General features: G+C 74.4%; 20 protein-coding genes. 10 read left to right on the top strand and 10 right to left on the bottom strand.

Annotated features, from left to right (window positions below):
• Nucleotides 1-285: 285 nt before the first annotated feature.
• From ACFWIA_RS03950 to ACFWIA_RS03940, 3 genes are read right to left on the bottom strand one after another with little or no spacing between them, the layout of a single operon-like run.
• The gene (locus ACFWIA_RS03950; RefSeq protein ID WP_387000093.1) at nt 286-1,473 is read right to left on the bottom strand and encodes a VWA domain-containing protein; all 1,188 of its coding nucleotides are present in this window, start codon (nt 1,471-1,473) and stop codon (nt 286-288) included.
• On the bottom strand, nt 1,470-3,944 hold the full coding sequence (locus ACFWIA_RS03945) for a DUF5682 family protein (protein ID WP_387000090.1): 2,475 nt from the start codon (nt 3,942-3,944) through the stop codon (nt 1,470-1,472). The genes ACFWIA_RS03950 and ACFWIA_RS03945 overlap by 4 nt, the downstream gene beginning before the upstream one ends.
• Entirely contained in the window at nt 3,941-5,116 is a 1,176-nt protein-coding gene (locus tag ACFWIA_RS03940; protein WP_387000089.1) for an AAA family ATPase, read from the bottom strand. Before ACFWIA_RS03940 ends, ACFWIA_RS03945 begins: the two co-directional genes overlap by 4 nt.
• Before the next feature lie 156 nt (nt 5,117-5,272).
• On the opposite strand from ACFWIA_RS03940, the gene ACFWIA_RS03935 reads away from it, so the two are divergent.
• Both ACFWIA_RS03935 and ACFWIA_RS03930 read left to right on the top strand, forming a co-directional pair.
• Nucleotides 5,273-6,295, top strand: coding sequence for an SWIM zinc finger family protein (locus ACFWIA_RS03935; RefSeq protein WP_387000087.1), 1,023 nt, complete (start codon nt 5,273-5,275; stop codon nt 6,293-6,295).
• Nucleotides 6,296-6,599: 304 nt separating this feature from the next.
• Complete coding sequence (locus tag ACFWIA_RS03930; RefSeq protein WP_387000085.1) at nt 6,600-8,186, top strand: DUF5691 domain-containing protein; 1,587 nt, start codon at nt 6,600-6,602, stop codon at nt 8,184-8,186.
• Between the two features lie 154 nt (nt 8,187-8,340).
• On the opposite strand, the gene ACFWIA_RS03925 is transcribed toward ACFWIA_RS03930, so the two are convergent.
• Nucleotides 8,341-8,757: a cobalamin B12-binding domain-containing protein gene (locus tag ACFWIA_RS03925; protein WP_385493506.1), complete on the bottom strand. Its 417-nt coding sequence runs from the start codon at nt 8,755-8,757 to the stop codon at nt 8,341-8,343.
• A 457-nt stretch (nt 8,758-9,214) separates the two neighbouring features.
• Here ACFWIA_RS03925 and ACFWIA_RS03920 point away from each other — a divergent pair, with 457 nt between their 5' ends.
• Both ACFWIA_RS03920 and ACFWIA_RS03915 read left to right on the top strand, forming a co-directional pair.
• A complete protein-coding gene (locus ACFWIA_RS03920; protein WP_387000083.1) occupies nt 9,215-10,432 on the top strand; it encodes an esterase/lipase family protein in 1,218 nt (405 codons plus the stop codon).
• Between the two features lie 394 nt (nt 10,433-10,826).
• Nucleotides 10,827-12,380 (top strand): M23 family metallopeptidase, encoded by a 1,554-nt coding sequence (locus ACFWIA_RS03915; RefSeq protein ID WP_387000081.1) that lies wholly within the window; start codon nt 10,827-10,829, stop codon nt 12,378-12,380.
• 67 nt (nt 12,381-12,447) lie between these two features.
• Here the strand turns inward: ACFWIA_RS03915 and pcrA are convergent, their stop codons facing one another.
• Together pcrA and ACFWIA_RS03905 are read right to left on the bottom strand one after the other, a co-directional pair.
• Nucleotides 12,448-14,985 carry a DNA helicase PcrA gene (pcrA, locus tag ACFWIA_RS03910; RefSeq protein ID WP_387000079.1) on the bottom strand — a complete coding sequence of 846 codons (2,538 nt, stop codon included), beginning with the start codon at nt 14,983-14,985 and terminating at the stop codon, nt 12,448-12,450.
• A gap of 652 nt (nt 14,986-15,637) precedes the next feature.
• Complete coding sequence (locus ACFWIA_RS03905) at nt 15,638-15,991, bottom strand: hypothetical protein (protein WP_387000077.1); 354 nt, start codon at nt 15,989-15,991, stop codon at nt 15,638-15,640.
• 320 nt (nt 15,992-16,311) lie between these two features.
• On the opposite strand from ACFWIA_RS03905, the gene ACFWIA_RS03900 reads away from it, so the two are divergent.
• Nucleotides 16,312-17,349, top strand: coding sequence for an NlpC/P60 family protein (locus ACFWIA_RS03900; protein ID WP_387000074.1), 1,038 nt, complete (start codon nt 16,312-16,314; stop codon nt 17,347-17,349).
• A gap of 39 nt (nt 17,350-17,388) precedes the next feature.
• Here the strand turns inward: ACFWIA_RS03900 and ACFWIA_RS03895 are convergent, their stop codons facing one another.
• Both ACFWIA_RS03895 and ACFWIA_RS03890 read right to left on the bottom strand, forming a co-directional pair.
• The gene (locus tag ACFWIA_RS03895; RefSeq protein WP_385493512.1) at nt 17,389-18,093 is read right to left on the bottom strand and encodes a LuxR C-terminal-related transcriptional regulator; all 705 of its coding nucleotides are present in this window, start codon (nt 18,091-18,093) and stop codon (nt 17,389-17,391) included.
• Nucleotides 18,090-19,385, bottom strand: coding sequence for a PspC domain-containing protein (locus ACFWIA_RS03890; protein WP_387000072.1), 1,296 nt, complete (start codon nt 19,383-19,385; stop codon nt 18,090-18,092). Before ACFWIA_RS03890 ends, ACFWIA_RS03895 begins: the two co-directional genes overlap by 4 nt.
• Nucleotides 19,386-19,634: 249 nt before the next feature.
• On the opposite strand from ACFWIA_RS03890, the gene ACFWIA_RS03885 reads away from it, so the two are divergent.
• The 3 genes from ACFWIA_RS03885 (at nt 19,635) to ACFWIA_RS03875 (ending at nt 21,834) form a co-directional block, all read left to right on the top strand.
• A complete protein-coding gene (locus ACFWIA_RS03885; protein ID WP_387000070.1) occupies nt 19,635-20,957 on the top strand; it encodes a PspC domain-containing protein in 1,323 nt (440 codons plus the stop codon).
• Nucleotides 20,947-21,171, top strand: a complete 225-nt coding sequence (locus ACFWIA_RS03880) for a hypothetical protein (protein ID WP_387000068.1) — start codon at nt 20,947-20,949, stop codon at nt 21,169-21,171. The genes ACFWIA_RS03885 and ACFWIA_RS03880 overlap by 11 nt, the downstream gene beginning before the upstream one ends.
• 138 nt (nt 21,172-21,309) lie before the next feature.
• Entirely contained in the window at nt 21,310-21,834 is a 525-nt protein-coding gene (locus ACFWIA_RS03875; protein ID WP_387000067.1) for a DoxX family protein, read from the top strand.
• Between the two features lie 450 nt (nt 21,835-22,284).
• On the opposite strand, the gene ACFWIA_RS03870 is transcribed toward ACFWIA_RS03875, so the two are convergent.
• A complete protein-coding gene (locus ACFWIA_RS03870) occupies nt 22,285-23,163 on the bottom strand; it encodes an MBL fold metallo-hydrolase (protein WP_387000065.1) in 879 nt (292 codons plus the stop codon).
• Nucleotides 23,164-23,297: 134 nt separating this feature from the next.
• Between ACFWIA_RS03870 and ACFWIA_RS03865 the strand changes: the two genes are divergently transcribed.
• Together ACFWIA_RS03865 and ACFWIA_RS03860 are read left to right on the top strand one after the other, a co-directional pair.
• Entirely contained in the window at nt 23,298-23,726 is a 429-nt protein-coding gene (locus ACFWIA_RS03865) for a MarR family winged helix-turn-helix transcriptional regulator (protein ID WP_387000063.1), read from the top strand.
• Nucleotides 23,727-23,750: 24 nt separating this feature from the next.
• Nucleotides 23,751-24,464 (top strand): hypothetical protein, encoded by a 714-nt coding sequence (locus tag ACFWIA_RS03860; protein WP_387000061.1) that lies wholly within the window; start codon nt 23,751-23,753, stop codon nt 24,462-24,464.
• Nucleotides 24,465-24,500: 36 nt separating this feature from the next.
• Here the strand turns inward: ACFWIA_RS03860 and ACFWIA_RS03855 are convergent, their stop codons facing one another.
• Entirely contained in the window at nt 24,501-25,769 is a 1,269-nt protein-coding gene (locus ACFWIA_RS03855; protein ID WP_387000060.1) for a hypothetical protein, read from the bottom strand.
• Between the last annotated feature and the right edge of the window lie 4 nt (nt 25,770-25,773).

The raw sequence follows: 25,773 nt of genomic DNA, 5'->3' as shown, positions 1-25,773 counted from the left end.
ATCGTGGTCTCGCGGTTCGTTGTCTGCGTGGGCGTGCCGCGAGGGGCAACGTGACTCCGCGGTCACTTGGGGGGCGCACACGGTCGGCCGGGTACGCGGCATGTCCGTCTCGCAGGTTATCCCCGACTGACGGGGGACCTTGAATCTCGGGTGGTCCGGGGGCGGTGATAACAGTCACAAGGCCCAGTGGGGCACGTGGGAGGCGTGTGATTCACGAGACCCGCCCCACCACGAGCGGCGGGTGTGCGGCAGGTCGGACCCCGCGGTCACGGTGCGCAGCGGTGCCTAGTCGACGGGCACGGGAAGGGGTCTGCGCTCGATCGCGGCGGCCATCACCTCGGGGAACGCCTCGGGCGTGCAGGCGAAGACGGGCACGCCGAGCGCGGCGAGCGCCCGCGCGTGCTCCCGGTCGTACGCGGGCGCGCCCTCGTCGGACAGCGCCAGCAGTGCCACGAACTGCGCCCCGGACGCCTTGATCGCCGCCACCCGCTTCGGCAGCTCGCCCCGGACCCCGCCCTCGTACAGGTCGGAGATCAGGACGACCACCGTGTCGGCCGGCCGGGTGAGGTGCCGCTGGCAGTGGGCGAGCGCCCGGTTGATGTCGGTGCCGCCGCCGAGCCGGGCGCCGAACAGCACGTCGACCGGGTCGTGCAGCTCCCCGGTCAGGTCGACCACGGAGGTGTCGAAGAGCACGAGCCGGGTGGCGAGCGACCGCATCGACGCCAGCACCGCGCCGAACACCGACGCGTAGACCACCGAGGGCGCCATCGACGCCGACTGGTCGACGCAGAGGATCACCTCCTTCGCGAGCGACTCGACGGCCCGCCCGTGGCCGACCAGCCGCTCGGGCACCACCGTGCGGTGTTCGGGGAGGTAGTGCTTCAGGTTGGCGGCGATCGTGCGGTTCCAGTCGATGTCGCGGTGACGGGGCCGACGCACCTTGGCGCTCCGGTCGAGGGCGCCCTTGACGGCGGCCCGGGTCCGGGTCGCGAGGCGTTGCTCCAGCTGCGTCACGACCGTGCGGACGACCGTACGGGCGGTCTGTCGGGTCCGTTCCGGCATGGCCTGGTGCAGCGACAGCAGGGTGCCGACCAGGTGGACGTCGGCCTCCACCGCTTCGAGCAGTTCCGGTTCCAGGAGCAGCGCGGACAGTCCGAGCCGGTCGAGGGCGTCCCGCTGCATGACCTGCACCACCGGGGACGGGAAGTACGTACGGATGTCCCCCAGCCAGCGCGCCACGGACGGGGCCGAGGCGCCGAGCCCGCCGGAGCGGTCGCCGCCGGTGCCGGGGTCCGCGGCGGGAGCCTCGTAGAGGGCGGCGAGGGCGCCGTCCATCGCCGCGTCACGGCCGTGGAGCGGGGGGCCGGGGCCGTCGGCCGCCGCGCCGAGGACCAGTCGCCAGCGTCTGGCCCGCTCGTCGGCCGCCGGGCCCCGTTCGCGACGGTCGGGGCTTCCTCCGGTCGGTGCGGTCATGCGGGGGCCTCCTCGGAGTGCGGGGCGGTGTCGGGGTGCGGGGCGGTGGAACGGTCGTCCGTCGGGCCGGGCGGGGTGGCGGGTGCCGGGGCGCCGAGGAGCAGGGCCAGCACCGGCAGCACCGCGGCGGACCGGGCCGGGTCGGCTTCCGGACCGAAACCGTCGGGGCCCGCGGTCGTCGCCGCGGCCCGGGGTCGTCCGCGCACCAGTTCGCCCAGGGTGCGGCGGACCGCGGGCCCGTATCCGGAGAACGTCCTACGGAGCAACGGGAGCACGTCCGTGAACGCCTCCTCCGGGACGGCGCACAGCCAGCCGTCGACCAGGTTCCGCAACCGCTGGTCGTGCACGAGGAGCAGGCCGCCGTCGGGGCCCTGGCCGAGGAATCCGTCCAGCCAGGCGGCGGCCTCGCGGGGTGGGGTGCCGGGCGACAGGGCGAGCCCCATCAGCCGGGCCGCCCCGTCCTCGGAGAGTTCCCCGTCGTCCAGCAGGATGCGGGCCGCGCGGCCCCGGACCGTAGCGGACACCCTGTCCCGAGCGGCGAGCACGCGCAGCACGGCGTACCAACGGGGCAGCGGGCCGGGGGCGGGAGCAGCGCTGTCCGGCGCTCCGGCCGTCTCGGCTGTCTCGGCCGTCTCGGCGAGCAGCCGCACCGCGCCGTGCACCGCCTCCAGCTGGCCGCACATCCGGACGGCGGCCTCCTCGTCCAGCGAGGCGCACGCGGACGGCAGGCCGACGCAGATCCGGTCGGCCAGTCCCTCGGCGACCCTCCGCAGCGGCCCGGTCCCGGTGCCCCGGACATCGCCGTACCGCACCGAACGCACCAGGGCGGGCAGCGCCACGGCGAGCCGACCGACGTCCGTGTCGAGGGCGGCCCGGTCGGCGAGGACCCGCAGCACCACCGGGAGCGCGTCCCCGAGCCCGGCGAGCAGACAGCGCTCGGCCAGTGCCGTGACGTCCGCGAGGTGCCCGGCCGACACCGCGTCCGCCCGGGCCCGCGCGGTCGCGGCGGCGCGCACCGTGGTCCCCCACACGCCGGCCTCGGCGACCCGCACCGACAGTTCCGGTTCCCACCGCAGCCGCCACCCCTCCCGGAAGGTCCCGGTGGAGCCGGGCGCCTCGGACGGCTCCCCCCAGGCCACGCCGAGCAGGCGCAGCCGGTGCAACAGTCGGCTGCGGGCCGCGTCGGTCTCGTTGCGCAGGTCGAGGTGGCGCTCCCGGTCCCCCGCCTCCGGGGTGAGCCGCAGTCGGCGTTGGAGCCGGGTGAGGTCCCGTTGGAGCGGCACGGCGGGCGTCCCGTCGGGCACCTGTCCCAGGACGTCCCCGACGACGAGCCGGTCGTGGACCAGGGCCAGCGGGACGTCCGAGCCGTCGCACATCACGGCGCGCACGGCGTCCCGGGTCTCCGGCAGGCCGGGCAGCGGACGGCCGCGCAGTGCCGCGAGGGTCCCGGCGAGCCGCACCGCCTCGATGACGTGGGCGGGCGAGACGGTCCGGCCCTCGTGCCTGAGGAGGCCGGCGACCTCGGTCAACCAGCGCTCCACGGGACGGTCGACGCAGCGGAACAGGTGCCCGTACCAGCCGGGGGACTCGATGCCGGCGCCGTAGCCGCTGCCCTGGGCGAGCCTGCGGTGGGTCCACGGCACCCAGGTCAGTTCCGCCTTGACCTTGGGCAGTCCGCGGAGTCGGGCCCGGTCCGCCGCGACCGTGACGCGGGCGTCCAGCGCGGGGACGTGCCAGGCGCCGCACACCACGGCCACGTCGTCCCCGAACTCGCGCCGGGCGGCCCGCAGGCGCAGCCGCATGTGGGCCTCGCGGATCAGGTCCCACTCGTCGACGTGCCCCGGGTCGGTACCGGTGCCGGCGGTGGCGGCGTCGGGGGGCGTCTCGCGGAGCGCGGTCATGGCCTCGGCGAGCGCTTCGAAGGGGGCGAAGGGGTCAGACGTGGTGGGGGCGGTGGTGCCCCGGTGCTCCACGACGTCCTCCCACCAGTGCTCCGGGTCCTCGTACCCGGCGAGCCCCGCCAACACGGCGAGGGGGTCGGTGCGCTGCGGCGCCGGGACCCCGTCGGGTGCGTCCGGATCGGGCGTTTCGGGGGCCGCGCGGGCCAGTGAGTGGGCGGCCGGGAGGTCGATGAACCGGACCGGGACACCGTGCCGCAACGCCCAGCGCAGGGCGACCCACTCCGGGGAGAAGTCGGCGAACGGCCAGCACTCGTAGGACACCGCGGCCCCCGGGGACGCGGAGGGCCCCGGCCCGTCCAGCACATGGGCGAGCAGGGCCACCGGGGGCCGCATCGCCGGGTCCGCGGCGAGCGGCAGCAGCGCGTCCGCCTCGGGCGGGCCCTCGATGAGCACGGCGCGCGGGCCCGCCGCGTCCAGGGCCGCCGCCACGGCCCGCGCCGAACCGGGGCCGTGGTGCCGTACGCCCAGCAGCAGCGGTCCGGCGGGCCCCGCGCCGGACCGTCCGGTCATCCGTCCACCTCGCGGCAGGCGCGGTAGAGGTCGGCCCAGCCCTCGCGTTCGCGGACCACCGTCTCCAGGTACTCCCACCAGACGGTCCGGTCGGCGGCCGGATCGCGGACCACCGCCCCCAGCAGTCCGGCGGCGACGTCGGCGGGGCGCAGCACCCCGTCGCCGAAGTGGGCGGCCAGCGCGAGGCCCTGGGTGACGACCGAGATCGCCTCGGCGGTGGAGAGGGTGCCGCTCGGGGACTTCACCTTGGTCCGCCCGTCCGCGGTGATCCCGCCGCGCAGTTCGCGGAAGACCGTGACGACGCGTCGGATCTCCCGGGCGCCGTCCGGTGCCGACGGCAGGTCGAGCGAACGGCCGAGCTGTTCGACCCGCCGGGTGACGATCTCGACCTCGGCCTCGGCGTTCTCGGGCAACGGCAGGACGACCGTGTTGAAGCGGCGGCGCAGCGCGCTCGACAGGTCGTTGACGCCGCGGTCCCGGTCGTTGGCGGTGGCGATGAGGTTGAACCCGCCGACGGCCTGGACCTCCTCGCCCAGTTCGGGGATCGGGAGGGTCTTCTCGGAGAGGATCGTGAGGAGCGAGTCCTGCACGTCGGCGGGTATGCGGGTCAACTCCTCGACCCGGGCCGTGGCGCCCTCGGCCATGGCCCGCATCACGGGGCTGGGGACGAGGGCGTCGCGCCGGGGGCCGTGGGCGAGCAGCCGGGCGTAGTTCCAGCCGTAGCGGATCGCCTCCTCCGGGGTGCCCGCGGTGCCCTGGACGAGCAGGGTGGAGTCCCCGCTGACGGCCGCCGCGAGGTGTTCCGACACCCAGGTCTTCGCCGTGCCCGGCACCCCGAGCAGGAGCAGCGCCCGGTCGGTGGCGAGCGTGCTGACGGCGACCTCGACGATGCGGCGCGGGCCCACGTACTTGGGGCTGATGGCGGTGCCGTCCGGGAGCGTGCCGCCGAGCAGGTAGGTGGCGGCGGCCCAGGGGGAGAGCCGCCAGCGCTCGGGGCGCGGACGGTCGTCCTGGGCGGCCAGCGCGTCGAGTTCGGCCGCGAAGGCGTGTTCGGCGTGCGGTCGCAACACCCGCGCGGCCGGTCCGTCCGCCTCTTCGGCTCCTTCGGTCCCCTCGGCTCCTTCCGTGCCCGACCGGACGGACGGCGTGGGTGTGGGCGCGGACACGGACATCGGCGTTCCCCCTCCAGATCGACGGTTCTGATCCGGTGTCCACCGTGCACCACGCCACTGACAGTGACCCAGCTGAAGGGTGAACTCGCAGGTCAGGGGCGATTGTCAGTGGGAGGGCCTACCTTCGGTGACATGGCTGGGCAGGGGGTGGGTGTGATGACGGACGCGAGGGGGGCGGGCCGGGCTGACGCGGTGTCGGACCGCGGCGCCGGGCCCGACGCCGCGTCGGCCCGGGCCGCGGCGCGCCGGCGGGCGGAGCGGCGGGAGGCCCGGGTGACGGCCGGGGCCGAGGAGTTGGAGCGGCGGCTCGCGGACGTGCTGCGCGGTGGGTTGGCGGCGGCGGAACGGGAGGGGCGGGCGTTCTGGGAGGAGACGGCGGCCCGGATGGTCGATGCGCAGGCGCCGGGGCTGGCCGCCCGGGCCCGGGAGTTGGCCGCGCTCGCCGGTTCGGGCCCGGGGTGGCCGGTGCGGATGCTGGAGGAGTGCGCGCTGTTGCACCTGTTGGCCCGGGGCTGGCTGCGTCGGGACGCGTTGCCGGGGGACCTCGCGGCCACGGTGCGGACGCGGGTCGGGCTGCCGTGCGCGCCGGAGGGGGAGCCGGTGCCGGACCGGTGGTCGGTGCTGGCGCAGTACGACACGGTGGAGCCCCCGTTGACGACCCGGCGGATCTGGGTGCACGGGGCGCGGTCCGGGCGGACGGCCCTGGTGCTGTCGTACGGGGCGGCCGGGCGGGCGCCCGCACTGTCCCTCCCGGTCGGGGGCGTGGTGGAGGCCGCGGTCGTCGCGTACCCGGGGGCGGGCCGGTCGCGGGTGGACCTGGGGGCGGATGCCGTGGTGTCGGCCCCGGCGCACGACCTCGCGCTGCCGACCGGGGTGCGGGTGGCGGAGGCGGTCGCGGCGTACGGGGCGGGTGTGGCGGCCGATCCCTGGGCGGAGCACCGGGCGGTGACGGTCGCGGGGGTGGTCCCGGTGCTGGCGGGGGACCTCGGGCAGGTGGTCGATCCGGGGACGGGACGGGCGTTGCCGCTGACGCCCGGGTTCCTGGGCGGCGCGGGGCTGTGGCGGCTGGTGTCCCTCGCGGGCGGCTCTGCGGTGACCGTGTTCGGTGAACTGGGGCATACGGGTCTGCGACCGCTCGCCGCGTGGGCCCGTGACGGGCCGGTGGTATCGCTCGCCTGACCCCGGGCGGCGCACCTTTCCCTGCGGGTGCGTTGTCCCGTGCGGGTGCGTGGGGGTTGCTCGCGCCGTTCCCCGCGCCCCTTTGGTGCGTCCCCCTGCGGGTGCGTTGTTCCGTGCGGGTGCGTGGGGGTTGCTCGCGCAGTTCCCCGCGCCCCTATCGGGGCCCGTACCCGGGGGGGGGCGTGTCGGGGGCGGGTGGCGCGGAGGAGGGCCCCCTCAGGGGCGCGGGGAACTGCGCAAAACAACAGCGCACCGCACGGAAACAACGCACCCGCAGGCAAGCGCACGGACGGGAGGCAATTCAGTGAGCGGCAAGTGGGACGACTGGATCGTGGCCGCACTACTCGGCACCGCACGCCGGGAGACCCCGGGTGTGACGCCGGGCCCCTGGGGCCTGTTGGACGCAGCAGCCGGGGAAGTCCTACGCCGCCGCGCGGGCCTGACACCCGCAGCGGGGGCCCCGTTGCCCGCGCCCGCGCCCGAAGACTCCCGGCCGCCGACCCCGCGAGAAGCGGCGCGCCGCTTGACGGTGCTGCTCGCGGACCGTCCACGGACGAGCGGTACGGCGCGCCGGGCCGCCGCACCGGATCTGACGGAGCTGCTCCCCCAGTGGCTGACCGCCGCGAACGCGCACGGTTACGCACCCCCGCCGGAGCTGCTGCCCGACCTGCTGGACGCGGCCCGTTCCCGTACGGACCTGCGCCCCGCGGTCCTCGCGTACGCGGGTCCCCGAGCCCGATGGTTGGCCGGGCTCAACCCCCGGTGGCGGTTCGTGCTGCGGGCGGTCCCGGGCCCCGGATCGTCGCTGCCGTCCGTCGACGAGCCGCAAGCGGTGGCCCGCGTCTGGCGGGAGGGCCTGTTCGCCGAACGGGCCGCCCTGCTCGACACGGTGCGCGGCCACGACCCGGCCGCCGCCCGGGCCCTGCTCCGCAGCACCTGGGGCGCCGAACGCGCGGAGGACCGGCTGATGTTCCTCGATGCGTTCCGCGCGGGGCTCGGCGCGGCCGACGAACCGTTCCTGGAGGTGGCGCTCGCCGACCGCAGCCGCAACGTCCGGGCGACGGCGGCCGACCTCCTCGCGGCGCTGCCCGGCTCGGCGCTCGCCGCACGGATGGCGGAGCGGGCCGCGGCGTGCGTGGCCCCCGATCCCGCGGGAGGGGCCGCCGGGATCGTGGTGACGGCGCCGCGGACGTGCGACCCGGACATGGAACGCGACGGCGTCCTGGCGAGAGCCCCGGCGGGCCGGGGCGAGCGGTCCTGGTGGCTGGGCCAGCTGGTGGAGGCCGCCCCGCTGGCCACCTGGCCGGGGCGCCTGGGCGTGCCGGACGCCCGGGCGGTGCTCGCGCTCCCGGTGGCCGAGGGCTGGCGCGACGATCTGCACGCCGCGTGGTGCCGGGCGGCGATCCGGCAGGGGGATGCCGACTGGGCCCGGGTGTTGCTCGGCGCCCCCGCCGCACCGGGCGCGGGCGGCCCCGGCGCGGTGTCCCTGGCGGAGCGGGCGAAGCTGCTGGCCGTGCTCGGCGACGGGGAGCGGGCCGACTGGGTGGCCGGGTTCATCGCGGCGCACGGCCTTTCGGAGGCGTTCCAGTTGCTCGGCGGCTGTGCGGTCCCGTGGTCCCGGCCGCTCGGCCGGGCGGTGGTCGACGCGCTGAACATCGCTCGGGACGCGGGGAGTTACCCGTGGAGCTTCAGCGGGGTGATGGGCTTGGCGGAGCGGTGCCTCGACCCCGCCGAAGGGGAGCGGCTGACCGGGTTGACGGCGACTCCGGACGAGTCGGAGGACGCGGCGCCCGGCGCGGGCGGCTACTGGGCGGAGTCCTTCCAACGCCTACTGGGCACCTTGGAGTTGCGTGCGGTGATGCTGGCCGAGTTGTCTCCGGACGCCCCGTGACCCGGCGCGGGTGCGCGGTGGTTGCTCGCGCAGTTCCCCGCGCCCCTATCGGGGGGCGGCGACGGTGAGGGGCGCCCCGTCAGGGGCGCGGGGAACGGCGCGAGCAAGCACGACGCACCCGCAGGGACGGGCCGGGGCCGCCCGGAGACCTCGGTCACGCTCCGGCGGACTGGCGGACGTTCGCCCGCACCCAGTCCACGATGGAGGTGGTGGTGGCACCGGGGGTGAAGATCTCGGCGACGCCGAGTGCCTTGAGCGGGGCGATGTCGGCCTCGGGGATGATGCCGCCGCCGAAGACCAGGATGTCCTCCGCGTCGCGTTCCCTGAGCAGTTCGATGACCCGGGCGAAGAGGGTGTTGTGCGCGCCGGAGAGGATGGACATGCCGATCGCGTCGGCGTCCTCCTGGATCGCGGTGGCGACGACCTGCTCCGGGGTCTGGTGGAGCCCGGTGTAGATGACCTCCATGCCGGCGTCCCGCAGCGCCCGCGCGATGACCTTCGCCCCCCGGTCATGACCGTCGAGCCCCGGCTTGGCGACGACCACACGGATCGGCCCGGCTGCCACACCCATCACTGCCTCCCAGTACGTACGAGAACGAACCCGCCCGAGGGGCATGTACCCACGGTCACCCGACGTGTGCACGGCGGTGGTTCCCGCCGTGCGCGGCCGGTGCCCCCGGCCCCACGGGCCCGGTCAGTGAACGAACGTTATCTCGGGCGTCCGAGGGCCGGCAGTTTCGCGGTGCCGACCGAGGGGGAAATCACACCGTGGGACACGTTCACCGCGTCCGTCACCGCGGCGACCCGTGAGGGCCGTCCCGGCAGCGGGCGCGCGGGAGCCACGGCACGCACCGCTCCCCCCGCTCCCCCGGGACCGCGCGCCACGCGGACCGGCGGTGGGGAACGGGCCGCACGCCGTACGGTCGTCCGCGCCGAGCCGGGCGCGGGACGGACGGGACGGGCGCCGGGTTCCCCTGAGGGCATCCGAGGACAGAGCCGTCCCCGGGGTGCCGACGGGAGGTCCGCCGATGAAGGTGACCCGCGTGGGGCCCTTGTCCCCGCCGCTGCTCCGGTGCCTACCGTTGGCCCGGGCCCTGTCGCTGGGCGACCAGCCGGTTCCCCCCGGTCGGGGCCTGCCGCCGCTGCCGTTCCTTCCGGTCTCGCTCTCCCTCTTGCGGCTGCCGCTCCCGTTCCCCACGGCCGGCGCGGAGCGCGCCGAGCCGACCCGGGCCGCCCTGCTCAAGGCCACCGCGCTGGAGGCCGCGGTCCTCGCCGGGCACCTCCTGCTCTACCCCTCGGGGCTGGTCCAGGAACGGCGCGGCACCCTCACCCACTCCTCGGACGGGCCACCCGTCCCCGACGGCCCGCCCGAGGTCCCGCCCGACGATCGACCGGCCGCCCTCCCGGCACCGCCGCTCCCCCGCGACTCCCGTGGCTCCCGTGGCTCCCGTGGCTCCCGTGGCTCCCGTGACGAACGGCCCGACGGATGGCCCGACGTGCGGTCCGACCCGCCCGACCCGACGGACCCGGGCCCCCCGGTGGTCCTGCTGCACGGCTTCGTGGACAACCGCTCCGTGTTCGTCCTGTTGCGACGGGTGCTCGGGCGGCACGGACGGCGGGTCGAAGCGCTGAACCACTCCCCGCTGACCTGCGACATCCGGACCGCCGCCGAAAACCTCGGCCGGTACGTCGAGGAACTGTGCGTCCGCACGGGTCGGGCGGAGGTCGACCTCGTCGGACACAGCCTCGGCGGACTGATCGCCCGCTACTACGTCCAGCGCCTCGGCGGTGACGCCCGGGTGCGGACCGTGGTGACGCTGGGGACCCCGCACGCCGGGACCCGGGCCGTGCCGCTGATGGACCTGCACCCGGTGGTGCGGCAGATGCGGCCGGACTCCGAGGTGATCGCGGAGCTGGCCCTTCCGGCACCGGGCTGCCGGACCCGGTTCGTGAGCTTCTGGAGCGATCTGGACCAGGTGATGGACCCCCTGGAGACGGCGCGCCTGGACCATCCCGACCTACTCGCCCGCGCGGTGCGCGTCAGCGGGGTCGGCCACCTCGCCCTCCCCGTCCACCCCACGGTCACGGCGGGCGTCCGGGCGGCTCTCGACGGTGACGACCCCGACGCCGAAGCCGCCGACGACCCGCGGCACGCACGGACACCCCGACCACAACGACGCAGAACTGTGACTGACGTCACACCCCATTCCGGCAACCGTGGCGCCGGCGGTCGCACCGCGGCCTGATCCCCACCATCCGACGGAGACGCCGACCGGGACTCCGACGACCCGCCGACACCAGGGCCGACACGGGCGTCACCGCACCACAAGCGCCCCCGGCGCGCCCCACACCACCCTCCAACACCCCAACGCGCTCCCATCCCCGCACCCCCGGGACGCGTAGCCCCCTTGGCTTCTGCGAATCGAACGCCGTTCGAACGCACGGCCAAGGCTCCGTCGAGGCCCCGTCAAAAGGCGGCTGAATGCCCGTTTCCCCACCCCAGGAAGCCCGACGAAGATTGTCGCGCCCGCATACCGCCGGGTACAGTCGCCGCACTGTTCCGCCCCCTGGGCCCGCTCCCTCAGCGGCACCGCCGTCAGGTCCCAGCCCAGCTCCTGCTTCCGAGCGAAAGAGAAGTTGGTGAACGACCGTCACCCGGCGGGGACCGCAACTCCCCCGGCAGCACCCCAGGAAGCGGCTCCGTCCCCCTTCGGGTCGTACGACCAGGGCACGCAGCACGGCGGGTACGGGGGGTACGACGACCACTCCAGCTCCTCGTTCACCACCACCTTCGCCGCCGACCCCCTCTTCGGGGACATGGCCGCCCCGGCCGACACGTACGACACCGGTTCGTGGGGCACGGTCGCCGACACCGGCACCCACGCCTCCCTGAACTACGACGCGTACGCCGCGCAGCACCACGCGTACGACACCGGGGCCACCGGTTCCTACACGACCACCGGCACCTGGGACGTTCCCGCGTACCCGCTCGGCGGCATCCCCGAGCAGCAGCTCCCCGAGTCCGCCGACACCGGGCAGTGGCAGACGCAGCAGTTCACGGGTGCCACCTACGACACCCGCACCTTCGCCGCGCAGGAGTACGACTCCGGCACGTACGACGCCACCGCCTGGAACTCCGGCGGCCCGACGCCTTCCTACGACGAACCCGGGGAGTACGGCGAGTACGGCGAGTACGAACAGCCCGTCGCCCCGCAGGAGTCGTACGCGGAACCCGAACGGGTCGCCTTCGCCCAGCAGGAGACCATCTGCGGCCCCCTCGACGTCTACGGGGATTCCGGAGCCGACGCGACGACCGTCCTGCCCGAGGTCGTCCCCGCCGACGAACCCCCCGCGCCCGGCACGCCCGGTGGGCTCCCCGCCGAGAGCGAGGCGGACCGCCACCACCCCGACGCCGCGCCCGTCGTGCTGTCGCGCCGCGCCGCCCCCGCCTCCCGGTCCCGGGCCCGCCGCCGGCCCCCCGCCAAGCGCTCCGCCCTGCTGACCGTCGCCGTGCCCTCCGCCTGTGTGATGGGCGTGGCCGGGATCGCCGCCGCGTCGGTGACCATGGCCAGCGACGGCGACAGCAAGGAGAAGACGGTCGCCGCGCCGGACCCGACCGCGGTCAAGCCGTCCGTCGCGAACAACAAGCTGGACTCCCAGATCGCCGGCCTCTCCGCCGACGCGGGCGACTTCGCGGACCGCGCCAGCCGGACCCAGGAGCGGATCGACCTCAAGGCCAAGCAGGAGGCGGACCGCAAGAAGGCCGCCGAGGCCGCCGCCCTCAAGGAGCGGCTGCGGCCCAAGTTCATGCTGCCGGTGAAGCAGAACGGGCTCAGCGCCTACTACGGCCAGGCCGGCATCAACTGGATGTCCCTGCACTCGGGCATCGACTTCCCCGTCGGGTACGGCACGCCGGTGATGGCCGCGACCGACGGCACCGTGCGGACGCAGGTCCACTCCGCGTACGGGAACATGGTCATCGTCACCGCCAAGGACGGCACCGAGACCTGGTACTGCCACCTGTCGCGGTACGGGATCGTGAACGGCCCCGTGAAGGCGGGCGACGTCATCGGTTACGCCGGCGACTCCGGCAACTCCACCGGTCCGCACCTCCACTTCGAGGTCCGTCCGGGCGGCGGGTCACCCGTCGACCCGCTGGCCTGGTTCCGCAGCCACGGCCTCGACCCCACCTGATCCCCGCACCCCCGGCCCGTCACCGGGGCGGCCCCGAGGGACCGCCCCGCCTGCGACGACTAGGGCTTCACAGCTTCTCGACGGGGGCGTACCGCAGCACCAGCCGCTTCGGCCTGGCGTCCCCGAAGTCGATCGTGGCCGTGGCCTTGTCGTCCACGCCGGCCACCGAGACCACCGTGCCCAACCCGAACTGGTCGTGGGTGACCCGGTCCCCCACCGCGAGGGCGATCACCGGCTTGTCCGACACGCGTCGGGTCGCGAACCCGGAGGCACCGGACGCGGAGGTCCGTGACCGCGTACCGGACAACGAACCCGCGATGCCCGCCGCCGGACCGGAGACGGAAGGCGCCGCCCCGCCCGTCCGCTTCCACCGCAGATGGGTCTCGGGGATCTCCTCCAGGAACCGCGACGGCGGGTTGTAGGAGGGCTGGCCCCAGGCACTGCGCAGGGTGGACCGGGTCAGGTACAGCCGCTCGCGCGCCCGGGTGATGCCCACGTACGCGAGACGCCGCTCCTCCTCCAGTTCCTTCGTCTGACCGAGGGCCCGCATGTGCGGGAAGACGCCGTCCTCCATGCCGGTGAGGAACACCACCGGGAACTCCAGGCCCTTGGCGGTGTGCAGGGTCATCAGGGTGATGACGCCGGAACCGTCGTCCTCGTCGGGGATCTGGTCGGAGTCGGCGACGAGGGCGACCTTCTCCAGGAACTCGGCGAGCGTGCCCCCGGTCGGACCGGCCGCCTCGCCCTCCGCTGCGCCGGCTTCCGCCGCGGCGCCCCGCTCCTGCTCGAACTCCAGGGCGACCGCGGCGAGTTCCTGGAGGTTCTCGATCCGGGTCTCGTCCTGCGGGTCGGTCGAGGACTGGAGTTCGGCGAGGTATCCGGTGCGTTCGAGGACGGCTTCCAGCACGGTGGCCGGGCCCGCCCCGGACTCCACGATGGTCCGCAGCTCCTCCATCAGCGTGTTGAACCGCCGCACCGCGTTGGTGGACCGGGCGGCCATCCCGTACGCCTCGTCCACCCGGCGCAGGGCCTGCGGGAAGCTGATCCGCTCGCGCTGCGCGAGGGCGTCGATCATCGCCTCGGCCCGGTCCCCGATGCCGCGCTTGGGCACGTTCAGGATGCGGCGCAGCGGTACGGAGTCCTCCGGGTTGGCGAGCACCCGCAGGTACGCGAGGACGTCCCGGACCTCCTTGCGCTCGTAGAAGCGGACCCCGCCGACGACCTTGTACGGGAGGCCGACGCGGATGAAGACCTCTTCGAAGACGCGGGACTGGGCGTTGGTGCGGTAGAAGAGGGCGACGTCGCCCGCCTTCGCCTCGCCCGCGTCGGTGAGCCGGTCGATCTCGTCGGCGACGAACTGCGCCTCGTCGTGCTCGGTGTCGGCGACGTATCCGGTGATCGTCGCGCCCGCGCCCGCGTTGGTCCACAGGTTCTTGGGGCGGCGGCTCTCGTTGCGCTCGATGACGGCGTTGGCGGCGCTCAGGATGGTCTGCGTGGAGCGGTAGTTCTGCTCCAGCAGGATCGTCTTCGCGTTCGGGTAGTCCTCCTCGAACTGGAGGATGTTGCGGATGGTGGCCCCGCGGAAGGCGTAGATCGACTGGTCGGCGTCGCCCACGACGCACAGTTCGGCGGGCGGCAGCTCGTCCGCGCGGGGCGGCTCGTCCTCGGCGCGGGTGCCGCCGGCGGGACCGACCAGCTCGCGGACGAGGGCGTACTGGGCGTGGTTGGTGTCCTGGTACTCGTCGACGAGGACGTGCCGGAAGCGGCGGCGGTAGTGCTCGGCGACGTCCGGGAAGGCGCGCAGCAGGTTGACCGTCGTCATGATCAGGTCGTCGAAGTCCAGGGCGTTGGCCTCGCGCAGCCGCGACTGGTAGAGCGCGTACGCCTGGGCCAGGGTCCGCTCGAAGCCTCCCCCGCCGTCGGTGCCGGCGGCCTGCGCGGCGAAGTCCTCCTCGTCGATCAGCTCGTTCTTGAGGTTGGAGATCTTCGCGCTGAAGGACTTCGGCGGGTACCGCTTGGGGTCGAGGTCCAGATCGCGGCAGACCAGGGCCATCAGGCGCTTGGAGTCGGCCGCGTCGTAGATCGAGAACGAGGAGGTGAAGCCGAGCTTCTTCGACTCGCGGCGCAGGATGCGCACGCACGCGCTGTGGAAGGTCATCACCCACATCGCGGCGGCCCGGGGGCCCACCAAGTGCTCGACGCGCTCCTTCATCTCGCCCGCGGCCTTGTTGGTGAAGGTGATCGCGAGGATCTCGCCGGGGTGCGCACCGCGGGCGGCGAGGAGGTGGGCGATGCGGTGGGTGAGGACGCGGGTCTTGCCGGAGCCGGCGCCCGCGACGATGAGCAGCGGGGAGCCCGCGTGCACCACGGCGGCGCGCTGTTCGTCGTTCAGGCCCTCCAGCAGGGACGCCGGGTCCACCGGGGGGCGCGGGGCGCCGTCGCGGTAGTGCGCGTCCCGGTGCAGCGGCGCGTCGAAGCGTCCGCCGAAGAGGTCGTCCGGGATGTCCTCCGGGGCGTGGTCCTCGGGCGGCGGGGGGTGCTCGTCCGCGGCGGGGCGCGGGGGCTGGAGTCCCGCGAGGAAGTTGTCGTCGAAAAGGCTGCTCATCGCCTCCCGAGTCTAGGCGGCACCACCGACAACCGGGACCGGTCCCGGGAACCGGGCTCTGTTCCGCGGTGCGCCCCTTCTGGTACGTCCACCTGGCGGTGCGCTCCTCAGCTCGGTGCGCTGCGGTTTCGCGCAGTTCCCCGCGCCCCTGTCGGGTGCATTCCGCTGGGCGTGCGCTGTCCGGCACGGGTGCGCGGCAGGTTTGCGCAGTTCCCCGCGCCCCTTGATCAGGTGCGTTGACCTGGCGGTGCGCTGTTCGGTTGGGGTGCGTCCCGCTGTTGCGCAGTTCCCCGCGCCCCTATCGGGTGCGTCCCGGTGCGGGTGCGCGGTGTGATTCGCGCAGTTCCCCGCGCCCCTGGATTGGGGCGCTTCTCGCCGTCGTCGTCCGCCCCCGATACGGGCCCCGATAGGGGCGCGGGGAACTGCGCGAGCAACCCAGACGCACCCGCGGACAAGGTCCCGACCAGGAAGGCCCCAATAGGGGGCGCGGGGAACTGCGCGACAGCTCAGCGCACCCGCGCCGGACCACGCACGCCCAGGTGAACGCACCCGACAGGGGCGCGGGGAACTGCGCGGAACAGCAGCGCACCGAGCTGAGCGGCGCACCGCTGAGGTGTGCGTACCGGGAGGGGTCGCGGGGAACTGCGCGGGACTAAGTCCAGAGCACTGCGATGAACACGTTCACCGTGGTGAGCCCACCGACCAGCGCGAACAACCCCTTACCGACGCCCTCGTCGTCCCGCTTCACGTACACGAGCCCGAGGATCACCACGAGCAACGCCAGCTTCACACCGATCTTGACGTTGTCGACGGTGTTGCCGTCGGCCTGGTTGAGGCCGACCAGCGCGACACCGGTGACCAACATGGTGAGCGCACCGTGCAGCATCGCGGGGGTGTAGCGGGCCGTGCCCTCGCCCATCGCCTTCAGCTGGGTGAGGAACCCGCCCAGCAGCGAGGCGATGCCGATGATGTGGAGGCCGACGACCAGATGGATGAGTACGTCCATGGGGCGGACTCTAACCGGGGCGTTCCGTTCCCTTCCGGCCAGGTGACCCTAAGCCCGACGCCCGCCATACCACCGGGAACTCCCCTCCGACCCCTCTTCCGCTACTTCGGTCACACCTGCCCGAAAGAGATCAACCCACCACCCCCAGCGGTCGGGTCCGGTCGACAGGCAGGCGCGACACGAACAGCTAAGGACAATGCGCGATGGTGCCGTCACCTTGCGTCATACCTTCCTTCACCAGCACTCGCCGGCACCACCGGCGACCCCGCCCACCGGCCGGCCGCCGCCCCGGGCGGCCCGAGGAGAGGACCCGGCACCCCGTGGCAGCGCACCGCAAGAAACCGAGGAAGCGCCCCTCGTACGGCACGGCGCTCCGCCGGGCCGTGACCCTCGCGCTCGCCGGAGCCGCCACGGCGACCACCGGCGTCCTCGACGGCACCGCCGGCGCCGACCCCGGGCCCCCGGCGGAGCAGGTCAAGGACGAGGTGGACCGGCTCTACCGGGAAGCCGAGGTCGCGACCGAGAAGTACCTCGGGGTGAAGGAGCGGACACGGGCGGCCCAGGGCGCGTACGAACGGCTCCAGGACGAGGCCGCGCGCCGCACCGACAAGCTGAACTCCGCCCGCCGCACGCTCGGTTCGTACGCCGCGGCCCAGTACCGGGAGAGCGGCATCGACCCGGGCGTGAAGCTGGCGCTGTCCGCCGACCCGGACCGGTTCCTCGCGGGGAGCGCCCTCGCCGACCGGGTCGGTGACCGTCAGGCGCAGGCCGTCGAGGAGGTGCGGCGGGAGGCGGCGGGGCTGGAGCGGCTGCGGGAGGAGGCCGGGGAGCAGCGGGACCGCGTCACCCGGCAACGGGCCGAGCTGCGGCGGCACAAGAAGGCCGTCACGGACAAGCTGGGTGCGGCGCAGCGGGTCCTGTCCCGGCTCACCGCCGCGGAACGGGAACGGGTGGCCACCGCCGGCACCGCGGCGACCGCCGGTCCCGTCGCACCCGTCACCGGCGGCTCGGCCCGGACCCGTGCGGCGATCGCGTTCGCGCAGCGGGCGATCGGCAGCCCGTACGTCTGGGGGGCCACCGGGCCGCGCGCGTTCGACTGCTCGGGGCTGACCCAGGCCGCGTACCGGGCGGCCGGGGTCTCCCTCCCGCGGACCACGTACACGCAGGTCAACGCCGGGCGACGGGTGGGGCGCCACGAACTGCGCCCGGGCGACCTGGTGTTCTTCTACCCCGGGGTCACCCACGTCGGGCTGTACGTCGGTGACGGCCGGATGATCCACGCGCCCCGGCCGGGCTCCACGGTGCGGATCGCCTCCGTGGACGAGATGCCGTTCGCCGGGGCGACCCGGGTCGTCTGACCGTCGCGTCGGACGTGGCGGTCGGACCGGGCCGTGGGGTCAGACCAGGCGGCGGGCGGTGGCCCAGCGGGTCAGCTCGTGGCGGTTGGACAGCTGGAGCTTGCGCAGCACCGCCGAGACGTGCGACTCGACCGTCTTGACGGAGATGAACAGCTGCTTGGCGATCTCCTTGTACGCGTAGCCGCGGGCGATCAGCCGCAGCACCTCGCGCTCGCGCTGGGTCAGCCGGTCCAAGTCCTCGTCGACCGGCGGGGCGTCGGTGGAGGCGAAGGCGTCGAGCACGAATCCGGCGAGCCGCGGGGAGAACACCGCATCGCCCTCCTGGACCCGGAACACCGAGTTGATCAGGTCCGCCCCCGTGATCGTCTTGGTGACGTAGCCGCGGGCGCCGCCCCGGATCACTCCGATCACGTCCTCCGCCGCGTCCGACACCGACAGCGCGAGGAAGCGCACCGGGGCCTGCGGGTCGGACATCAGGGAGGAGCAGCGGCGCAGCACCTCGACGCCGCCGCCGCCGGGCAGGTGCACGTCGAGCAGGACGACCTCGGGGCGGGTCGCCGTGATCACGGTGACCGCCTGGTCGACGTCGGCGGCCTCGCCGATGACCTCGACGCCGGTCGTCTCGGTGCGGCCGATCTCGGCCTGCACGCCCGTGCGGAACATCCGGTGGTCGTCCACGAGCACGACCCGTACCCGGCGCCCGTCCGCCGCCGTGCCCTCGTTCGCTCCGGTCACGTCGCTCATGACGTCCTCTCCGCCCTCTCCATCGTCAACTCGACCTCGGTGCCGCCGTCGGGCACCGCACGCAGTCGCGCGGTGCCGCCGTTGCGCTGCATCCGGCCGATGATCGACTCCCGTACGCCCATCCGGTCGGCGGGCACCGCGTCCAGGTCGAAGCCCGGGCCGCGGTCGCGGACCGAGACGAACACGCTGTCCCCCTCGACCTCGGCGAACACCTGGACGGCGCCGCCCTCGCCACCGTACTTGGCCGCGTTCACCATTGCTTCCCTCGCGGCCTGCATCTGTGCGGTCAGTCGGTCGTCCAGGGCGCAGTCGCCGACGACGACGACCTCGATGGGGACGCCGTGTTTGTCCTCGACCTCGGCGGCGTGCCGGCGGACCGTGTCGGCGACGTTGCCGGGGCCCTCCGCCTCCTCGTCGGCGCGCCCGCTGCCCTCCGGCTTGTACAGCCAGGCCCGCAGGTCGCGTTCCTGGGCGCGGGCGAGCCGGCGGACCTCGCCGGCGTTCTCCGCGTTGCGCTGGATCAGGGTCAGGGTGTGCAGCACCGAGTCGTGGACGTGGGCGGCGACCTCGGCGCGTTCCTGTGCGCGGATGCGCATGGTGCGCTCCTCGGACAGGTCCTGGGTCATGCGGACGAGGTAGGGGCCGGCGAGCAGGGCGATGCCGACGAGGACGGCGAGGGACGCCTGGAGGATCGAACCGAGGTGGGCCGCCGAGCCCTGGAGGACGAAGATGCCGGTGACGCCCGTACCGACCAGGAGGACACCGGCGGCGGACCGGGCGACGGCGAGGTTCCGGCCGCGGCGGGTGGCCTCCGCCCAGCGGGCCCGGCGGGCGTTGTCGGCCTGCCGCCAGACCAGGGCGACGCCCGCGCCGACCAGCAGCGTCGGCCACAGGTACGCCTTGGCGGTGGTGCTCAGGTCGACGCTGCTGACGAACATCATCGCCACCAGGACCAGGGCGAGCAGCGCGACGATCTGCCCCTTGTCGGGCTTGCGGGCCACCAGGCGGCGCCGCCCGTCCGCGGAGACCTCGGTGGTCAACGGCGGGGGCCGCTCGGCGTCGACGCCACCGACCCCGAGGGGGACGAAGAACCAGAACGCGGCGTACAGCAGCGCGCCGAGCCCGTCGGCGGTCAGCAGGCCCGCGAAGACGAGGCGCACCCAGACGACCGGCAGCCCCAGGTGTCCGGCGAGTCCCCGGGCCACCCCGCCGAGCCAACGGGCGTCGCCGCTCCGGTACAGCTTGCGCGGGGAGCGTGGTTCGTCGACGGTCGCCGTCGCTGCTTCGGGCATGCTCCGATCGTCACACGTCCCGCGCCGGCCGAACATCAGGGTCCGACCCTAAGACGCCCCTGACGCCCCTGACGCCCCCGGCGCTGGACCGTGCCGGACCGCGCCGGACTTCACTGGACAGCGCCGGGCCGCGCCGGACCGGACCGGGCTGCGCCGGGCCGTCCCGGAGGCCGCGGCCGGGGGGATATCAGGGTCGGACCAGGGTCGCCGCGGGTCCCGCCGGGGCGCGGCGACCGTCACCATGGACCCATGACCGAGCAGCAGGACGCCACCCAGCCCGCGGGCCCGGCGCCGGGCGGCGCGACGGACGCCCGGGACCGCCCACCGGCCAGGTTCCGGCGCGACCGCGAGCACAAGACGATCGGCGGCGTCTGCGCGGGGCTCGGCCGGCACTGCGACATGGACCCGGTGATCTTCCGGGTCGTGCTGGCGGTGCTGAGCGTGGCGAGCGGTCTGGGGCTCATCTTCTACGGGTTCGTCTGGCTGTTCGTCCCGCTGGACGGCGAGGACGAGAACGAGGCCCGTCGGATGCTCACCGGTCGGGTCGACGGCCCCGCCCTCACCGCGGTCGTCTTCGCGTTGGTCGGCTGCGGACTGTTCCTGTCCATGCTGAACAACGGCACGTTGATCACCTCCGGTGCCACGCTCGCCCTGCTGCTGGCGGGCGCCGGGTACTGGTCGCGGCAGCGCGACACCCCGGACCCCGATCCGCTGGCCGCGCAGGCGGTGGCCGACGCCCCGCCGGAGACGACGGCGCCGCCCGTCCCGGGTTCCGGGCCCTGGTGGCGGGACCGGCTCGACAAGGACGGTGCGCCGGGCAGCAGCACCGGATATCTGTGGGCGCCACCGGACTCCGTACCCGGGACCGCCGGGGGGACCTCCTCCGGTACGGGGTCCGGCGCCGGGGCTCCCGGCTCCGCGGGGCGCCGTCCGGGGCCGGTGGGCGGCCGGCTGATCAGCGGTTGGGTGACCTCCGCCGCCACCGCCGCGGGGGCCCTCGCCACGGTGGCGACCTGGGAGGACTCCCCGCTGACGGTGAGTCTCCAGACGGGTCTCGCGGTGGCCCTCGCGATCTTCGGCCTCGGCATCGCGATCAGTGCGTTCCTCGGGCGCACGGGTCCGGGGACGGTCGTCCTCGCCGTGGTCACCGCGGTCCTGCTGGGCATGGCGACCGCCCTGCCCGACTCGATCACCACCCACTGGCTGCGCACCACCTGGGCCCCGGCGAGCGCCGCCGCGGTGGCCCCCCGCTACGACCTGGGCACCGGGGTCGGCACCCTGGACCTGCGGAAGGCGTCGCCCGCCGCGGGCCAGACGGTGGCCTCGGACGTCACCGTCGGCGCCGGCCGCCTCAGGATCATCGTCCCGGACGACGTACGGGTCTCCCTGAAGATCACCGTCGCCCTCGGTGACATCCAACTGCCCGGCGAGGAACAGCACGACGTGGACGTCTCCCCCAGCAGGTCGAGGACCGTGACACTGGAACCGGTCCGGGCCACCGAGGACCCCGGCACCTTCGCGCTGACGCTCGACGTCGCCCTCGGACAGGCGGAGGTGGACCGTGCGGCATGAGTTCCAGCCGGGCCGGCTGATCGCGGGGCTCGTCCTGATGCTGGCCGGTGCGCTGTTCCTCGCGGACGCCACCGGGGAGGCCGAGCTGCCCTGGTACGCGCTGCCGCCGATCGTCGGGGGCGGCCTGGCCCTCGCCGCGGCGACCGGGATCGCGACGATGCTGCTGCGCCGTCGCCGTCGCGAGAGCGGTGACCGCACCGGCTCGGACGGCTGAACCCGGGCACTCCGGTGCGGAAACGGTCGCCCGGCGAGTGAGTCACGCCACGTTTCCGTACGTATGGTCCGGTGGAGGGCCCGCTACGGCGCCCTCGCGCACGTCTCCCGGACCAGGAGCGCGAAAGGCGGCGGCACGATGGCGCATTCGACGATGACGGGCTACGACAGCACGGGTGACCCCCACGACGACGGGGGGTACGGCGGCTGGCGGGCCGTCGCCGCCCGGTACTCGCTGCTCCCGCTGCGGCTGTTCCTCGGGGCGACCTTCGTGTACGCCGGGATCGACAAGCTGACCGACGACGCGTTCCTCCGCGAGACGGGGGTCGGGTCGATCGGGGACCTGATGCGCAACGTCCGGGACGGCTCGGCGGTGCCGTCCCTGGTGGACTTCGCGTTGGGCGACCCCGTGTCCTTCGGGTACGCGATCGCGCTCGGCGAGGTCGCGGTGGGCGTCGGGGCGCTGGTGGGGCTGTTGACGCGGGTGGCCGCGGTGGGCGGTGCGCTGATTTCGCTCAGCTTGTGGCTAACCGTCAGCTGGAACACCGCGCCGTACTACTACGGCAACAATCTCGTCTACCTGGTGGCGTGGACTCCGCTGATCCTTGCGGGGGCGGCGGTGGCGTCCCTCGATGCGCGGGTTGCGGCGGCGCGGTATCTGTGAGGGTTCGCGGTTCCGCGCTCCCTTGAGGTGCGTTCACCTGGCAGTGCGCTGCTCCGTACGGTGCGCTGGTGTTTCGCGCAGTTCCCCCGCGCCCCTTGTCGGGTACGTCCCGGTCGAGTGCGCTGTTCCGCGCGGTGCGCTGGGCTGTCGCGCAGTTCCCCGCGCCCCCTATCGGGGGCCGACTGGTCGGGAGTTCGTCCGCGGGTGCACGGGGGTTGCTCGCGCAGTTCCCCGCGCCCCTGTCGGGGCCCTGTCTGGGGCGGGCGGGCGGCGGCGACGGGGAGCGCCCGAGCTCCAGGGGCGCGGGGAACTGCGCAGAACGACCGCGCACCCGCACGAGACCGCGCACCCCAGCGGAACGCACCCGACTAGGGGCGCGGGGAACGGCGCGAGCGACCCCAGCGCACCCGCACGGGACCGCGCACCGCCAGGTGGACCGACCACCCGGGTTCAGGTGTCCAGGGCGCGCCAAGCGAAATCGTCGCCGTTGCGACCCACGTGGCCGAACACCACGTCGGCGAAGTGGACGCCGAAGCCGATCGTGTCGGCTTCGGCCAGTTCCGCGAGGAGCCGCCGACGGTGCTCGGCCGCGCCGACGGGATCGTGGTCGAAGACCGTGGACCACCCGGGGTGGGCGACCTGGATCGGGGAGTGCAGCGCGTCACCGAAGGCGATCAGCCGCTGCCCGCCCGAGGTGATGACGTACGCGGCGTGGCCGGGCGAGTGGCCGCCGGTGACCCGTATCCGTACGCCCGGGAAGACCTCCTGCCCGTCGGCCACCGTACGCACGTACGGGGCCAGGCCCGCGGCCTCCGGCTCCTGGAGGAGGTCGCGCCGGGCCCATTCCGGTGCGGACACCAGGTAGTCGGCACCGGCGAAGGCGGGGCGGTCGGCGCCGGGTGCGGGGTGCCAGGCCCAACCGGTGTGATCGGGGTGCAGGTGGGTGAAGGCCACCGCCTCGATCTCCTCGGGGCTGCGGCCGAGCCGGGCCAGGCCGTCCAGGAGGGCGCCCCCGTGGATCGCGCCGCGCGGGCCGTCCGGCGCGGGCGGCCAGGACTGCGGTCCGAACCCCGCGTCGATCAACAGGGCACGGTCGCCGTTCTCCACCAGCAGGCCGCCGATGCCCGCCACCAGGCTGCCGGTCTCGTCCAGGTACTCGGGGTGGGCGGCCCACACCTCATCGTTCGCGTCGGGGATCAAGTCGCGCGGCCTGAGCTGCACCGCTCCGTCCGGCACGTAGGACACCCGCGTATCGCCCAGTCGTAACGAACGGGGGCCGGCCGGCCTGCGCAGCCGCTCGTCGCCCCGGCCCCTCGTGGAATGCGTCATCTACGTCTCCCCTGCTGCGTTCTGACGGATCGTCACGGTGCCCCGTGGAGGCGACGATGACGACCATAAGCATCAAGATAGAATCATGCAAGCTAGAAATGTTCTCGCTTGATGAACTTGTTAGGGTGGGCTCCATGACGACGCCCTCGGAGCCGCACGCCATCACCGAGCGGGACCTGTGCTGCCTGGTGAACGGGCTGGCCCAGCAGATCGCCGAGCACACCCGCGACTGCGCCGTCACCCTGGGCCTCACCGGGGCCCAGGCGACCGCACTGCGCGAAATGGCCGGGCCGATGACCATGCGGGAGCTGGCCGAACGCATGAGCTGCGAACCCTCCAACGCCACCTTCGTCATCGACAAGTTGGAGAAGCAGGGCCTCGTCGAACGCCGCGCCCACCCCACCGACCGCCGCGCCAAGTGCCTCGTCCTCACCCCGGCGGGCAGCGCCGCCCGCGAACGTCTCCTCGAACTCCTCGTCCAGAACTCGCCGTTGGCCGGTCTCGACCCGGAGCAGCAGAAGTCCCTGCGCAGCCTGCTGGAGCAGGCGATCACGCGCTCCTAGCCGACGAGACCGAGGGGGTACGCGGTGTCCGTGCACGAGATCGAGGACCTGGTCGCGGACTCGGTCCGGGTCCTGGACCGCCATGCCTCGCCGGGCGACCCGCGCGTGCGGAGCTGGTTCGCGACGCTGTACCGGTTCCAGAGCGGGTACGACTGCTCGTTCACGCACTTCCGGGTGAGGGACGCCCTGCTGCGCCGCGGGTACGCGTACCGGTTCCCGGTCGAGCAGCACCCCGACCACGCCGCACGACCCGAACGCTTCGACGCACTGACCGGGTTCACCGGGCTGCGCACCTTCGACGAGGACGCCCCCGACTTCGCGGGCTACGACTCCTGGCTCGAAGACGGTTACGTCGACCCGCCGTTCCTCTACTGCGACGCCGGCACCGCACTGTGGCGGCGCATGGTCGCCGCCGGTGCGCTCCGCGGCGCCGACGCCGTCCCGCCGGCCCGCACCCCGCTCATCGAGGTGGTCCGGGAGGTCGCCGTCGCCGCCGAGGAGGTGCGGGAGCACGCACTCATCGCCACCTGGTACGCGTTCGGCTGCGCCGCCCTCCTCGGCGGCCCCGCCGGCTGCCCCTACGACGTCACCGAACTCCCGGAGCTGCCCGCCGTACGGGACCTGCGCGCGATGGTGCGCCGCACCGACACGCTCCCCCTCGCGCGACGTTCGCCCTTCGCGGTGCCCGTGGAGTTCGCCGAGGAACACGACCTCGAAGCCTGGTGGTGGCAGCTCTAGGCACGCGCCCGGCCGGCCGGGGCGCGGGGAGGTGAGCTAGTCCGCCGCGACCTCGATGGTCGTGCGGTTGGTCTCGATGCCGGCCGCGGTGATGACCTGGACGTCCACCCGGCCGGGCTCGACCTCGGCGGGGACCGGGACGGTGAGGACCCCGTCGGACGGGTTGGTGAAGCCGCCCGGGATCGGGATCAGCGGAACGTGCACGTTCACCGGGCCGATGCGCACCACCAGCCGGGTCAGCGACTCGGCGTCCTGGCCGCCGGGCGGTACGAAGCCGGCGCCGCGGATCTCGATGTCGTCCCCCGCGCGGATCGGCGAGTCGAGGTCGCCGGCCTCCCGGGCGCGCACCACGGAGTGGATGATCGGGCGCCCGCCCTCCGCGTACTTCCCGGCCAGGTAGGTCACCGCCGAGACGAGGACGAGGACCGCCAGCCCCCACGGCAGGTCGGGGAAGCGCTCCGGGCGCCGGCCCAGTCGGACGGCGGTGAAAACCAGGGCCACGCCCGTCACCAGGACGTACTGGACGTCGGTGAAGCTGCCCCGGCCGGAGTCGTCGGTGAGGAGGTCCGCGGCGCGGGGCCGCAGCGCCCGCACCTTCTGGAGCCGCTGCCCCAGCACCCGGACGGAGACGACCCGGCGGACCAGTACGGCGACCGCGCACAGCACCGCGACGACCGTGAGCGTGCCGGCGCCGCGGGCGAGCGCCAGGCCGTCGATCAGGGCGTCCCGTTCGGCGTGCCCGGAGGCGCCGGCGAGTTGGCCGGCCAGCACCAGCACCGCGTACCCGGTGAACAGCACCCACGCCCCGGCGACCGCGCGGGAGGTGGAGAGGCGGTTGTCCTCGCCGATCAGCGGGGCGAGGACCCCGCCGCTGGCCCGGTGGACCCGGGCCGCCAGGGTGAGCAGCCCGGCGACCAGGACCGTGGCGACGAGCCCCGCGGTGCGGACGGTGTTCCAGCCGGTGCCGAAGGCCGTGAAGGTCTGGACGACGAGCAGGGCCCCGGTGGCGCCCCACACCACGGCGAGGGTGCGCGGCCACAGGGACGCCCGCCAGGACGTGCCGGCGGCCCGGCCGCGGGCGGCCACCACTTCGGCGGACTGGGTGAGTTCGTCGGACACCCACTGCCGGGTGGCCCCGGCGGAACGGGCGACGGCCGCGGGCAGCCCCCGCCCGGCGGCGAGTTCGTCGCGTTTGGCGAGGAACGCGGCGACCGCGCGCCGGTGCCCCTGGCGCGCGCCGTGCGGACAGTCCCCGCACGCACAGCCGCCCTCGTGCGTGTCCCGCCCCGCGTCCGTCAGTGCCACCGCG

The organism is Streptomyces sp. NPDC127068 (assembly GCF_042724695.1).
Classification (GTDB): domain Bacteria; phylum Actinomycetota; class Actinomycetes; order Streptomycetales; family Streptomycetaceae; genus Streptomyces.
This window is presented reverse-complemented; position numbering and strand designations above follow the sequence as displayed.